Source organism: Bradyrhizobium zhengyangense, assembly GCF_022012555.1.
Classification (GTDB): domain Bacteria; phylum Pseudomonadota; class Alphaproteobacteria; order Rhizobiales; family Xanthobacteraceae; genus Bradyrhizobium; species Bradyrhizobium zhengyangense.
Genome location: NZ_JAKLTZ010000008.1, coordinates 1 through 13,274, shown reverse-complemented (window position 1 = coordinate 13,274; position 13,274 = coordinate 1). Strand labels below are relative to the sequence as shown.

General features: G+C 63.3%; 14 protein-coding genes and 1 pseudogene. 8 read left to right on the top strand and 7 right to left on the bottom strand.

Annotation, left to right across the window (positions count from 1 at the left end):
• Nucleotides 1-41 precede the first annotated feature (41 nt).
• Nucleotides 42-2,786, top strand: coding sequence for an EAL domain-containing protein (locus tag L6639_RS27030; protein ID WP_237864678.1), 2,745 nt, complete (start codon nt 42-44; stop codon nt 2,784-2,786).
• A gap of 8 nt (nt 2,787-2,794) precedes the next feature.
• Here the strand turns inward: L6639_RS27030 and L6639_RS27025 are convergent, their stop codons facing one another.
• Nucleotides 2,795-3,055, bottom strand: coding sequence for a hypothetical protein (locus L6639_RS27025; RefSeq protein WP_237864677.1), 261 nt, complete (start codon nt 3,053-3,055; stop codon nt 2,795-2,797).
• A gap of 244 nt (nt 3,056-3,299) precedes the next feature.
• On the opposite strand from L6639_RS27025, the gene rocF reads away from it, so the two are divergent.
• From rocF to L6639_RS27005, 4 genes are all read left to right on the top strand, one after another.
• Nucleotides 3,300-4,277, top strand: coding sequence for an arginase (rocF, locus tag L6639_RS27020; protein WP_237864676.1), 978 nt, complete (start codon nt 3,300-3,302; stop codon nt 4,275-4,277).
• A gap of 160 nt (nt 4,278-4,437) precedes the next feature.
• Nucleotides 4,438-5,706, top strand: coding sequence for a sulfite dehydrogenase (gene soxC, locus L6639_RS27015; protein WP_237864675.1), 1,269 nt, complete (start codon nt 4,438-4,440; stop codon nt 5,704-5,706).
• The gene (locus tag L6639_RS27010) at nt 5,693-6,235 is read left to right on the top strand and encodes a c-type cytochrome (protein ID WP_237864674.1); all 543 of its coding nucleotides are present in this window, start codon (nt 5,693-5,695) and stop codon (nt 6,233-6,235) included. The genes soxC and L6639_RS27010 overlap by 14 nt, the downstream gene beginning before the upstream one ends.
• Nucleotides 6,236-6,345: 110 nt before the next feature.
• On the top strand, nt 6,346-6,630 hold the full coding sequence (locus L6639_RS27005) for a hypothetical protein (RefSeq protein WP_237864673.1): 285 nt from the start codon (nt 6,346-6,348) through the stop codon (nt 6,628-6,630).
• 3 nt (nt 6,631-6,633) lie between these two features.
• On the opposite strand, the gene L6639_RS27000 is transcribed toward L6639_RS27005, so the two are convergent.
• Both L6639_RS27000 and L6639_RS26995 read right to left on the bottom strand, forming a co-directional pair.
• Nucleotides 6,634-7,848, bottom strand: a complete 1,215-nt coding sequence (locus tag L6639_RS27000) for a mandelate racemase/muconate lactonizing enzyme family protein (RefSeq protein WP_237864672.1) — start codon at nt 7,846-7,848, stop codon at nt 6,634-6,636.
• Between the two features lie 498 nt (nt 7,849-8,346).
• Nucleotides 8,347-9,666, bottom strand: a complete 1,320-nt coding sequence (locus L6639_RS26995) for an NRAMP family divalent metal transporter (RefSeq protein WP_377818920.1) — start codon at nt 9,664-9,666, stop codon at nt 8,347-8,349.
• A gap of 257 nt (nt 9,667-9,923) precedes the next feature.
• Here L6639_RS26995 and L6639_RS26990 point away from each other — a divergent pair, with 257 nt between their 5' ends.
• Nucleotides 9,924-10,592 (top strand): phytanoyl-CoA dioxygenase family protein, encoded by a 669-nt coding sequence (locus tag L6639_RS26990; protein ID WP_237864671.1) that lies wholly within the window; start codon nt 9,924-9,926, stop codon nt 10,590-10,592.
• Between the two features lie 36 nt (nt 10,593-10,628).
• Here the strand turns inward: L6639_RS26990 and L6639_RS26985 are convergent, their stop codons facing one another.
• A complete protein-coding gene (locus L6639_RS26985) occupies nt 10,629-11,360 on the bottom strand; it encodes a Crp/Fnr family transcriptional regulator (RefSeq protein WP_237864670.1) in 732 nt (243 codons plus the stop codon).
• A 343-nt stretch (nt 11,361-11,703) separates the two neighbouring features.
• Here L6639_RS26985 and L6639_RS26980 point away from each other — a divergent pair, with 343 nt between their 5' ends.
• A complete protein-coding gene (locus L6639_RS26980; RefSeq protein WP_237864669.1) occupies nt 11,704-11,877 on the top strand; it encodes a DUF3606 domain-containing protein in 174 nt (57 codons plus the stop codon).
• Nucleotides 11,878-11,923: 46 nt separating this feature from the next.
• On the opposite strand, the gene L6639_RS26975 is transcribed toward L6639_RS26980, so the two are convergent.
• From L6639_RS26975 to L6639_RS26965, 3 genes are all read right to left on the bottom strand, one after another.
• Nucleotides 11,924-12,109, bottom strand: coding sequence for a hypothetical protein (locus L6639_RS26975; protein WP_237864668.1), 186 nt, complete (start codon nt 12,107-12,109; stop codon nt 11,924-11,926).
• 160 nt (nt 12,110-12,269) lie between these two features.
• Complete coding sequence (locus tag L6639_RS26970) at nt 12,270-12,542, bottom strand: hypothetical protein (RefSeq protein WP_237864667.1); 273 nt, start codon at nt 12,540-12,542, stop codon at nt 12,270-12,272.
• A 225-nt stretch (nt 12,543-12,767) separates the two neighbouring features.
• Nucleotides 12,768-12,968, bottom strand: coding sequence for a hypothetical protein (locus tag L6639_RS26965; RefSeq protein ID WP_237864666.1), 201 nt, complete (start codon nt 12,966-12,968; stop codon nt 12,768-12,770).
• Between the two features lie 180 nt (nt 12,969-13,148).
• On the opposite strand from L6639_RS26965, the pseudogene L6639_RS43300 reads away from it, so the two are divergent.
• Nucleotides 13,149-13,274 (top strand): annotated as a pseudogene (locus tag L6639_RS43300) (IS5/IS1182 family transposase); the annotation flags it as partial.

The window sequence follows — 13,274 nt, the reverse complement described above, 5'->3', positions numbered from 1 at the left end:
ATGGGGGCGCACCTGTCTGAGCGGGTGCGCGGGAGGATCGGGTGAAACGCTATCGGCCGCATATTCTTGTCGTGATCGCGCTGGCGGTCGTGCTGTCCACGAGATGGCACGGCGCGCTGCGTAACGCGCTCACCGACCTACGCTTTGCCTGGCAGTCGCGTTCCGCCACCGGCCGCATCGTCGTGGTGGCGATCGATGCTCCCTCCATCGATCAGATTGGCGTATGGCCCTGGCCGCGCAGCCTGCACGCCGACCTCCTGCACAGGCTCGAGGCCGCCGGCGCGCAGGATATAGCTTTCGACATCGATTTCAGCACGCCATCGGATCCAGCCTCCGACGAGGCTTTCTTCACCGCGCTTCGGAAGGTCGGCGGGTCGACGATCCTGCCGTCCTTCAAGCAGCCCACGCCAAATGGCGGCGCGGCTCACATCAATCGTCCCCTCAAGCGGTTCAGCAATCAGTCATGGCCGGCCGTCGTCAACGTCGCGGTTGAATCCGACGGGCTGGTTCGCCGCTATCCGGTCGGGGAGAAGCTCGGCGATGCGCAGATACCGTCGATGGCGGTCGTCTTGGCCGGGCAGAACGTCGATCGGCGTTCGCCGTTCCTGATCGACTTCAGCATTCGGGCAGGATCTATTCCGGTTGTTTCTTATGTCGACGTGCTGCGGGGTGACGCCGCGGCACTCGACAAGCTGCGGGACAAGAAGGTCATCGTCGGTGCCACGGCACTCGAACTGGGCGACCGCTTCAGTGTCCCGAATGGCCGCATCGTTGCGGGGCCCGTGCTCCAGGCGTTGGCCGCAGAATCGGTCCTTCAGAACCGTATGCTGCGCTGGACCTCCGATGTCGGCATGATTGTCGGCCTTGCCGTGATCTGTCTGCTGATGATGTATTCGTGGCGCCGTGTTGCGCCGGGTGCCCGCGTCGCCATCCTGGTTGCAGCCGGAGCCGGGATCGAACTGACTGCGGTCCTGGTGCAGCAGCGTTGGCCGCTCATCATCGACACCTCGCTCTTCCACATCGCGATCATCGCCTATCTGGCAGCCATCGCGCTGGATGAGATCGACTTCCGCAGCCTTCTGGGACGCATCGCCGAAAGCCGGTTTCATCGTATCGCGATGTCGCTCGGTGACGGTCTGGTCTGCACCGATGAGCATCACCGGATCACGGTCTGGAATCCCGGTGCAAGCGCAATCTTCGGCTATATGCCGACCGAGATCATCGGTCACCCGTTCGAAACGCTTTGCGCGCTTCCGGCGGAAGCCGGCGCGAAGGCCTTCGCCATCCGAGACGCCGCGCGGCAGGCGCTGCTGGTTCCCGGCGGCGCCGTGGTCGTCGAGTTCGAAGGACGACGCAAGAACGGCGAAAGCTTCCCGGTCGAGGCGAGCTTTTCGGGTTGGCAGGGAACGGACGGCTTCCAGTATGGCGCGATCTTGCGCGACATCTCGGTGCGTAAGCGCGAGGCCGAACGTGTCAGATATCTCGCCGAATACGATGCGCTGACCGCACTTGCCAACCGAAACACGCTGCACGCCGGCCTCGTCGGTCTGATTGCCGCTGCGGAGCGGCGATCCTCCGAGGTCGCGTTGCTCGTGCTCGGGCTCGATGGCTTCCAGCAGATCAACGACATGCTCGGACACACAGCTGGCGACCTCGTGCTGCGGGCGGTTGCCGAGCGCCTGCGAACCGAAGTCCACGGCAAGGCGCTTGTCGCCAGGCTCAGCGGTGACGAGTTTGCGATTGCGCTGGATTGCGCCGGTATCGGCGAGCCTGTTGCCGGGTTCGCCGAGCGGATTGGGCGCGCGTTCGATGCGCCGCTCGCAACGGGTGCGCGCCAGCACCGCGTCAGGATCAGCATGGGTGTCGCCGTCTACCCCGACGGTGGACAGAACGCGGACGATCTCCTCGGCAACGGCCATCTTGCGCTCACCAAGGCGAAGCTGACGCGGCGCGGAGGTCACGTGATCTTCGAAAGCGCGATCCGGCAGGAGCTGGAAAGCCGGCTGACGCTGGAGAGCGAGCTGGCGCTTGCCGCGGATCGGGGCGAGTTCGAGCTGTTCTATCAGCCCCAGGTGCGCCTGATCGACGGCAGCCTGGTCGGAGCCGAAGCGCTGATCCGCTGGCGCCACCCGGTGCGCGGCTACGTCTCGCCCGGAGAGTTCATGCCGGTGGTCAACACCTCGGCGCTGTCCGAGCGGATCGCGAGCTGGGTGATGGAGACCGCCGGCCGGCAGGCGCGTGCGTGGGAATTGTCAGGCAATGCGGTCCGCGTCGCAATCAACCTCTCGCCATCGCAGCTCCACTCCGGCGACCTCGCGCATTCCGTTGCGGGGCTGCTGAGGACGACAGGACTTACTCCTTCGCTGCTCGAGATAGAGGTCACCGAGGACATCCTGCTGCACGACGAGGTCCGGGTGCTCGACATATTCAAGCGCATCCAGCAACTCGGCGTGCGCATTCTGTTCGACGATTTCGGGACGGGCTATGCCAGCCTGAGCTATTTGAAGAAATTTCCACTCGACGGGCTCAAGATCGACCGCTCGTTTGTGACCGATCTGCTCGCCGATTCCGACGATGCCGCCATCGTCGGCTCGACCATCGGCCTCAGCAAGCAGCTCGGCCTGACGGTTGTTGCCGAAGGAATCGAGAACCGCGCCACCGCCGACTTCCTGGTCAGCATGGGATGCGAAGAAGGGCAGGGCTATTTCTTCGGTCGCCCGATGCCTGCCGACGCGTTTGAAAAGACATTCTTGGCGGCCGAGCTCGAAGCCGTCAGCGCCGCCTGAACTGATCGTCAGCGCCGGCGCGCGATCGCCACGCCAAAGAGGAACGCGACGAACAGGCTGGCGAGGGGGGCCTCGCGCGTGATCGCCGCCACTGTCGAGAGCGGCCGGCCCGGCTTTCGCGCTTCGTCGATTGCGTAAGTGAGGCGATCGACGGCGGTACGCAAGCCTCCAGCGACCTCGCCGATGGTATGAGATATGTCGGCGGCTGCATCGATGGCGCGCTCGGCCATGCCGGGCTGGGGATTGGGCTGCGGTATGTCCGTGCTCAAGCTCGCGACCTCCAGACCTGACGGAAGAACTGAGGCCGGCACCTTTGGCTATCCGCGCGTGCGCTCGTTTTGAACAGCGGGCCCGAGGGCCTTTGGCTATCCGCGACAGGCGCCGTTTTGAACGGCGGGTACCGGCCTTGCAGTGAAAATGCCGCGCGCGGGAATTTGTTCCGGCTCCCCCGTGAAACGACGGGTGCGAATCTCTGTTACGCTGGTGCAGCCTTGCTGACCTCAGGAGATTGCCGTGACCGATCGAGCCATCACGGATCGAGCCCGGCGCATCGCGTTGCTGGGCGCGCCCATCGACATGGGCGCCTCGCAGCGCGGCACCTTGATGGGCCCCGCGGCGCTGCGGACCGCTGGTCTTGCAACACTGCTTGAAAGCCTGGATTTCGAAGTCGTCGATTACGGCGATCTCTCGGTGGCCGAGATCAGGGATCTCGTCGACAGGCCGCCGGCAAACGCCAATCATTACCGTGAAATCCAGCGCTGGACGCGTATCCTCAGTCGTCGCGGCTATGAAATCGCGCAAACCGGTGCGTTGCCGATCTTCCTGGGAGGTGATCACACCTTGTCGATGGGATCGGTCAACGCCATGGCGCGCCATTGGCGGGAGCACGGGCGCGAGCTGTTCGTGCTTTGGCTCGACGCGCATGCCGACTACAACACGCCGGGGACGACGATTACGGCCAACATGCACGGCATGTCGGCCGCCTTCCTTTGCGGCGAGGCGGGCCTCGACGGCCTCCTGGGCGATGATCCTCGCGCCTCGATTGATCCTGACAGGCTCGATCTGTTCGGCGCGCGTTCCATCGACAAGCTCGAAAAGGAGCTGATGCGCGCGCGCCGGATCAGGGTCGTCGACATGCGCCAGATCGACGAGTTTGGCGTGGCGGTGCTGATCCGACGCGTAATCGAGCGCGTCAAGGCGAATAACGGCGTGCTGCATGTCAGCTTCGATGTCGATTTTCTCGATCCCTGTGTGGCGCCTGGCGTGGGGACCACGGTGCCGGGAGGTGCGACCTATCGTGAAGCGCATCTGATCATGGAGCTGCTGCATGATTCCGGGGTGGTGGGATCGGTCGACATCGTCGAGCTCAACCCGTTCCTGGATGAGCGCGGGCGCACCGCGCGCACCGCGGTCGAACTGATCGGCAGCCTGTTCGGCCAGCAGATCACCGATCGGCCGACGCCCAGCAATGCGATCGCGCCGGGTGAGTGACCTACGGTCCGTTTGTGCATTGCAAGGAACGGAACTGCTGCCACGGCCGGCGGATTTAGATCAGTCCTGATCGAAATCGCCTGCTTTTGAAACGTGCGCGAATTGCAAATGCGCTTCGCGGAAGGTCTTATGCGGGCTCAGCTTCAGCCGAGGGTCCGCCATGAGCAACAAGATCGACACAAGCGACAAACCCAATAGGACCACGCGCCGCCGTTTCCTGCAAAGTAGCGGTGTCGTGGCAGGCGTTGTCCTGGGAACCAGTGCGTCGGCTGCAGCGGAGACGGAAAACCTTCCGCCCAACGTCCCCGATTGGATGAAGGCCCCTGGTGATCCCATGGGAAGCCAGCCCTATGGTGCGCCGTCGCCGTTCGAGAAGGGCGTCGTCAAGAACATCTCGAAGAACCTCAAACAATACATCTCCGCGTCCGGCCGCACGCCGTTGCAGGAACTTGACGGCATCATCACGCCGAACGGGCTGTTCTACGAGCGCCACCACGGCGGTGTGCCGACTATCGATCCGGCGCAGCACCGCTTGATGCTTCATGGCCTCGTCGAGCGCCCTCTGATCTTCACGATGGACGATCTCAGGCGCTTTCCTTCGGAATCGCGCATCCACTTTCTCGAATGCTCCGGAAATCCCGGTTACACCAAGCCTTACGGCAAGACGGCATCGGACCTGGTGGGTCTGTTAAGCTGTGGGGAATGGACGGGCGTGAGCCTGAAGCTGGTGCTTCAGGAGGCCGGGCTGAAGCCGGAGGCCAAATGGATCATTGCTGAAGGCGCCGACGCAGCCGCGCTGACCCGCAGCATCCCCATCGAGAAGTGCCTTGAGGATGCCATGCTCGTCTATAGCCAGAACGGCGAGCGGCTCCGCCCGCAGCAGGGTTATCCGTTGCGGCTGCTGTTGCCGGGCTTCGAAGGCAATATGAATGTGAAATGGTTGCGGCGTCTGCACGTGACGGCGGAGCCCGCGTACTCGCGCGAAGAGACCTCGAAATACACCGATCTTTTGCCTGATGGCACCGCACGCGAGTTCTCTTTCTACATGGAGGCGAAATCGATCATTACCCGCCCCTCCGGCGGTCAGCGCCTCGACGCGCCCGGCTTCCACGAAATCACCGGCATCGCCTGGAGCGGCCACGGAAAGATCAAGCGGGTCGAGGTGTCGGTCGATGACGGCAAGAGCTGGCAGGATGCGCGATTGCAGGAGCCGGTGTTGACGCGCGCGCTCACGCGCTTCCGCTTGCCCTGGCAATGGGATGGCAAGCCTGCGGTGATCCAGAGCCGTGCGATTGACGAGACCGGCTATGTGCAGCCGACGCTCGCCGAGCTGCTCGCAGTGCGCGGCGAGAATTATTTCTACCACAACAATGCAATCTGGCCCTGGCGCGTCAGCGCTGACGGGGAGGTGGCCAATGCGCTGGCGTGAGATCTGCGGCGTCGCTTTCGCGATCGTCCTGTGCGCCGCTGCAAACGGTGCGTGCGCACAGAGCAACTACGGCATCGGGCGGCCGGCGACCGCCGACGAGATCGCCGGTTGGGATATTGATATCGGGCGCGACGGCAGCAATCTGCCGAAAGGAAGCGGCTCGGTCAGTCATGGGCGCGAGGTTTTTGCTCAACAATGCGCGTCATGCCATGGCGACAGCGGCGAGGGCGGTGTCGGCGATCGACTCGTCGGCGGACAAGGCACGATCGGGACACCGAAGCCGATCCGCACGGTCGGGAGCTACTGGCCTTATGCGCCGACGCTGTTTGACTACATTCGCCGCGCGATGCCGCAGAACGCGCCGCAATCGCTCAGCAATGAAGACGTGTACGCAGTGTCGGCCTACATCCTGAACCTGAACGGATTGGTGCGAGACGATGCCACGCTCGATGCCAAGTCGCTCGCAGCGATCAAAATGCCGAACCGCGACAAATTCGTCGGCGACGCGCGGCCCGACGTCAAGCGCTGAGCAGAGGCGCCGTTAGTTCCCCTCGGATGGCTCGGAACTGCTTATTCGAAAGCGGAACTCGTCGGGCCAGCTTTGCGTTGGTCCACGAGAGGAAAGGTGCGGATTCTTCGATGGCAACAGGTCGCTTCGCAAACTCGATCTCAATAGCGCTTCGGCACCCCGGCGTGATCGCGATGATCGTCGCCACTGTGACGATTGCTGCGATGCTGATCGTCGACCACGGGCCGTGGAGCCGCGCCAAGACCCAGCCGGCTCATGTCGCGATGTATGCGACCACAGGCGAAGCCGCCCGCGCGGCCGGCGCCAAGGTGCTTCCGACCGAACCGAAATCGCCGGTCGAACCGGAACGGCCGGGGCCCAAGACGTCCCCGACCATCAATCCGGTGCAGCCATAAACGTCAGCTCTTGCGGCCGTAGCTGAGGAGCCCGCCTGTCGTCTTTGGCGGATGCGCGCGAAGCGCCTCCTCGTTCGGCTCGGTGCCCCAGCCGGGCCTGTCCGGAATGATCAGGTGCCCGTTCTGGATGTCCGGTTCATGCGTGAAGAGCTCGCGATCCCAGGCGAGGCGATCGATGTCGATCTCCATGATGCGCAGGTTCGGCACCGCCGCGCAGAAATGCGCGTTCATCATCGAGCAGAGGTGGCCGTAGAAATTATGCGGCGCGACGTTGACCTCGAAGGATTCGGCGGCTGAGGCGATCTTCATCGACTGCCACACACCGTTCCATGGCGTGTCGATGATGGCGACATCCATTGCCTGCTCGCGGAAATAGGGCAGGAATTCGCGCAAGCCGAGCAGCGTCTCGCAAGATGAGATCGGATGCGGGCTCTGGCGGCGGATATAGCCGAGGGCCTCTGGATTGAAGCTGTCGATCTCGATCCAGAACATGTCGAGGTCGGCGATCTCGCGCAGGATTTTCAAATAGCCTTCGGTCTTGGCGTTGAAATTGCAGTCGAGCAAGATGTCGACATCAGGGCCCGCGCCGTCGCGGATTGCCTCGAGATGCATGTGCAGGTCGCGCAGGATCTTGCGGTCGACATTGATCTCGGGCGCAAAGGGCGAGCCGAAGCCAGGCCGCCAACCCGTGGGTTTGCCGTCATCATAGGAGAAGATGTTGGTCTTCAGCGCGGTGAATTTCTTCTCGCGCACCTCACGCCCCATTGCCTTGACGCCGTCAAGATTTTCGATCGGCGGCTTGTACCAGGAGGGGTGATTGATCCGCCATGTCGCGCAATGGGACCAATAGACCCTGACGCGGTCGCGGATTTTTCCGCCGAGAAGCTCGTAGCAGGGCACGCCCAGGCATTTTGCCTTGGCATCGAGCAGCGCGTTCTCGATCGCGCCGAGCGCCTGCGCCACGACGCCGCCGGCGGCAGGTCGGGTGGCGGCGAACAACTCGGCATGGATGCGCTCATGCTGGAAGACGTTCTGGCCGATCACGCGCGCCGACAGGCGCTGGATCGCAGCACCGACGCCGGGTGAGCCAAAGCCCTCGTCGAACTCGCTCCAGCCGACGACGCCGTCTTCCGTCGTCACCTTGACGAAGTGATAGTTTCTCCAGCCGGCATCGCAGGCAAGGATCTCGAGACTTGTTGCTGTTGATGATTTTGCCATGTCGCTCCCTTTGCCCGGCCGGGGGTTATTGGTTTTTGTGGACCCGGTCGCAAGCTCCGGTCCAGCCACAATTGTTAAGCTAACGACCGAGTGCCGTGAAGTCTGCAAACGCTTGGCCAGGTATCGAGTTTGGCCGTGCCGGCAGAAAGCCCGTAGAATCCGGGGGCATCATGTTTCTTGGGATCGTCCCGAAAAAGCGCCAAGCCCAGACTTTTTTGGCCACAATCGGACCCGATCAAGGACGCATGCAGTTTCTAGCCATGATTTCGGTTTTGGCGCTCCTCACGATGAGTGGGGCTGCCGTTTCCGATCGGTTGCTCACAGCCGATCAGCACGTCGCGCAAGGGGTGGAGTAGCGCGCACGAGCGAGGGTGCATTGTCTTTGGGGAGACAACGATGCTTTCAGTCGACCAGTTCTTGCGGTTCATCAGCGTGCCGGCCGTGATTGCGGCCTTCATCATCGCCTCGCAGGTCTCGGCGGCGCTGTCGCCGGTCTGATCAGCCGATCGCGGACGAGCCGAGCAGGGCGAGGACGGCCAGCGCCATCAGTGCGGTGCCGAGCCAGCCCAGTGCGACCAGCCAGCGTCTCGCCTTGAAGCGGCCCATGATGGCCCTGCTTGAGACGATCAGCATCATCATCGCCATGATCGGGACCGCGACGATGCCGTTGAGCACGGCGCTCCACACCAGCATGTGGATCGAGTCGATCCCGGTGAAGCCGAGTCCGAAGCCGATGATGGTTGCGGCCGCGATGATGGTGTAGAAGCCGACCGCCTTCTCCGGCCTTGCCTCCAGCGTCGCGCGCCAGCCGAAGATTTCCGCCACGCCATAAGCCGCCGAACCGGCCAGCACCGGGATTGCCAACAGGCCCGTGCCGATGATGCCGAGCGCGAACAGCGCGAAGGTGAAGTCGCCGGCGAGCGGCCGCAGCGCTTCGGCCGCTTGCGTCGCCGAGTTGATGTTTGTGACGCCGTTGGCGTTCAGCACCGAGGCCGTGGTCAGGATGATAAAGAAGGCGATGCCGTTCGACAGCAGCATGCCGAGTGTCGTATCGACCCGGATGCGCGTGAGCTCGGGATCGCCGCCGCGTCGTGTCTCCTCGCGGAGCGGTCGGTCGCGCCTGCCAAGGTTCATTTCCTCGACCTCCTGCGAGGCCTGCCAGAAAAAGAGATAGGGGCTGATGGTGGTGCCGAGCACTGCGACCACCATCATGAAATAATCGGCGCTGACATTCGCCTTCGGCCACACCGCGGCGAGTAGCGCGGTGCTCCATGGGATCTCCACCGTGAAGGCGGTCGCGACATAGGCAAACAGCGTCAATGTCAGGAATTTCAGCACTGGCGCGTAGCGGCGATAGGGCAGGAAGACCTGGAGCAAGGTCGAGCCGGCTGCGAAGATCAGTGCATGTTCGTGATTGAGCCCGCCGATGACCAGCGAGAGCGCCTCCGCCATCGCGGCGATGTCGGCGGCGATGTTGAAGGTGTTCGCGGCAACGAGCAGCCCCACAAGCGCCATCACAATCCAGCGCGGAGCGAGCTCCTTGACATTGGCTGCCAGCCCTTTGCCGGTGACCCGGCCGATCTGCGCGCTGACCAGCTGAATGGCGATCATGAACGGTGTGGTCAGGAATACCGTCCAGAGCAGCCCGTAGCCGAACTGCGCGCCGGCCTGGGAATAGGTGGCGATGCCCGACGGATCGTCGTCGGCCGCTCCCGTGATCAAGCCTGGCCCGAGTCGCTTCAGGAGCGTCGGCTCCGCTTTTGCCGGAGCGACGGTGCTGCCGCGCCCGGAGGCTTGAAGTTTGGATCGGTTCGACAAGGCAGACCTTCCGGAAATTGCGAATTCAAGGGCTAAGCGCGGGCATAGGCGGAAAGTTCCATGGAAGGCAAGCGATGCGACGCATCGCGCCGGCCAGGCCAAGCGCCGGTCGCGTTCGGAGCATCGCAACCCGGGCCCGTCAGCGGACCCGCGCACTTGCTCTCGCGGCGATCTAGCTTCGCTTCAAGACAATGGCGTGACTCCCGCCCGACGCGCACCGCTCTTGCGAAAAACACGTTGAGATTGTACGCAGCGTCATGAGCCATCGCCCGGCGCCCACCAAGGTCACCCCGCTCGCGCCGGATCAAGCGGCGGCGCTGGCGCGCGACGGCTATCTCCTGCTGCGCGGCGCCGTGCCCGAAGCCTGGCGCGAAGCGCTGCGTGCCGCGTTCGATGCCGGTGTCGGGACCGGCGACCAATGGGCGGTGCCGCGCGGCGCCGGCTGGCGCCACGCGCTGGTCGATCTCGATCCGATCGTGCAGCGAACCTGCCGACTGGCGCCGCTGCTGGCGGCGGGCGCGCAGATGCTGGCAGGTCCGTTCTTTCTGTCGCAGGTCGAGGGCCGTGAGCCGCTGCAGGGCGGCGGCCACCAGCCCCTCCACCGTGACGGAGTGGGCAGCAGGGCCGTTGCCGCGTTGGTTTTCCTGGACGCTTACGGGCCGGACAACGGCGCCACGCGCCTCGTTCCGCGTCACCTCGACGAGGGCGAGCCGGATGAAGCCGCGTCCCTGATCACGTCGGGCGAGGCGGGAGACATCCTGGTGTTCGACGCCGATCTGCCGCACGGTGCGACCCGCAATGATTCCGGCGCACGGCGGCGTTCGCTGCTACTGAGCTTCATGCCGGAGCGCATGCGGGAGACACAGGAGTCCTGCCGCGCGATCCGTAGCGTGCGCATGGATACCTCCGAGGTGTTTGTCCCCTGAACCCCGCGCGTTTGGTTTGGTTGCTTTGAGTGTGCCCTAGGACGACGGCGACATCTGCAGATAGCGGCCGTCGAACTGGGCGAGCTCCTGCAGCTTGTGCTCGTTGAGAATCCGCACCGTGCCGCGCTGCAGCTCCAGCACGCCGTCGATCCGCAATTCGCGCAGGATGCGGTTGGTGTGAACGCTCGTCACGCCCATGGCTTCGCCGAACTGCTCCTGCGTCAGCGGGATTTCGAAGGTATTGTCGATCACGCGGCCGATCAGGCGCAGCCGTTCGCGCAGCTCGACGATCAGATGTGCAAGCCTGACGTAGGTGGAGCGCTGGCCGACATTGACGATCCATTCCCGCGACACGGCGGCGTCGACCAGCGTGTCACGCCAGAACATGTCGCCGACACCGGATCGCTCACCGATCAGGTCGTTCAGGGCCTTGTGGGCGATGAAGGCCAGCGTGCAATCTGACAGCGCGATCAGGTCGTGGTCCACGGAGGGGAAGTGGAGGTTTTGTAGGTTTGGCAGGTCGCCGGGAATGTGGATCGAGAGGATCTGGCGCCTGCCGTCCACGACCGTCTTGGAGCGGACGCAGAAGCCGTCGGCGATCAGGCAGCATTCGGTCGGCTGTTCGCCGTCGCGCAGCACGGTCTGGCTTTCGCGAAAATTGCGGAGCGTGAACGGCAGCGCCGCGAGAGCTTCCAAATCCCTGTCGTCCGCGCCGGTCGTCGTTTTCAGGCGCTGAAACAGCGGCGCCCAGATCATCTCGCTTGTCACGGCAGTCGGCCCCCCACGCGACTGAGCGCGTAAGGGCCAAAAAGCATAGACCCCGGCTTGCTGTTGACAACAAAGGTTAAATGAAGCCGCTCCCGCCTCTCAACATTGTGGACGATGCGTTAGCGAAATGGGCAAACGCAACAAATGTTAAGAAGGGCGAGGGGCGGCCGGGCGCGCCACTTAACATTTATCAAGTCGGGCTGCCGCATCGTTCGCGGCGCCATGCGGTGGACCGAGGTCTATGCGATTTTCCGAATCGCGCGTGCTGTACAAGATTCACGCGGCTTTGCTTCGGAACGGGGCGGGCGTGGCGGGGTTCTTCTTTTCTGAGGAGGACGTCGCAATGGACCGTCTGACGAAGCGTGAGCAGCCGGATCGCAGCAAGATCAACATGGACGAGGCCTGGGAGGTCAAGTACTGGAGCCACGCGCTCGGCGTCTCCAGGCAGGAGCTGCAACAGGCCGTCGATAAGGTGGGGAATTCAGCGGCCGCAGTTCGCAAGGAGCTCGCGGTGTGACCCGCGGACGTTCGGGCCCGGCATCAGAGGGGCACCTCGTGTGTCGCTACTTGATGCTGACGAACATGCCCCAGGCGGCGGAGAGCGCCGCGCCCGTGAAGACGACGCCCGGGCTGTCGCAGAATATGCCGCCGTAGCTGCACACATCGGCGCCGAACGAGCCGAGTTCGTGGTGGCCTGCCGAATAGAACAGCCCCGACAGCCCAAGCAATAGGCCAGCGACGTAGTACATGGCTCCCTCACGCGAGAATGGACATGTGCCAGCTTGGCGCGAAGAGATTTCATCTCGCCGAATCCGCAGCGGTGCATTCGATTAAAGTTCGATCTGATCCTGAGAGACCAGGTCTTCCTCGGAGAACGCGGCCCTACCGGGCTCCCGCTTGCGGCCTCAACTAGTAGGGGTTGAGCACGCTTTCGAGAAATTGCTCCTTTTCGCCAGGCGCGTAGCCCTGACAGGCGCCGTAATATGGTTCTGGCCTGTCACAGGGGCTGGTGGAGCGATAATAGTGTCGCGGCGCATAGGCAAAACCGTCAGCCCGGCCTGACGGATACATGTGATGATGGGGACGGATCACCGCGTGGCGGTGGTGCCCATGATGAGCGCTTGTCGCGTTCGCGACTCCGCACAGGCTGATCAGAACGCTCAAGGCCAAAATCGAACGCATCGTCGTCTTCCTGCGAGGGTTCGTCCCATCTGTTCAATCATTACCATGAAGCAGCGTTCCAAACACTCTCTCATCGTCTTCCGACGTCGCCCAAGCATCGGGAAAATTTGGCAACGGGAGAAGGAACGGTGAAATCCCGATCGGGTTGATCGAGGGCCGAGGAGCACTTCGATGGACAGAACCTCGATCTACGATGAGTTGAGCCGTGTCGAGCGCGACGTGGTTTCAGGAGAGCGTCAGCTTGCAGAGCAGGAGCGGCTGGTTCTCGACTTGAAACGGGAAGGTCAGAATACTTCGAGCGCCGAAAGGGAGCTGGAACGGCTGCGTGAAGCTCAGCGCCTCCGCGATCAGGACCGTCAAAGGCTGCTTTCCCTGCTGCAGCCCTGAAATATCCTGTTGGTCCGGTTCGATCTTGAGCTCTTCCATCAGGCTTGGTATCGTTTGCACGGAGGCCGGCGAAAATATTGCAGTCGTCCTCCGTTGGTAAACTTAAGCCCTTTGCGGCCCCGCCTTCGGGTGCCTCTAGCAGGCTGTTGAAAAAAGGCGCTCGCCGCCGACCGGCGACCGTGATTCATTGGCTCCGAAGAGAAGATTCGGAGATGGGACGTGCGCGGCGGGGACATTCGAACGGGTGAGCTGTTCAGCTACGTTGACCTGGAGGCGCGGGTCCGGCGTGATCATCCGCTGCGAGCGATCCGGACGATTGTGAACGAGGCGCTGTCGACGCTGGAG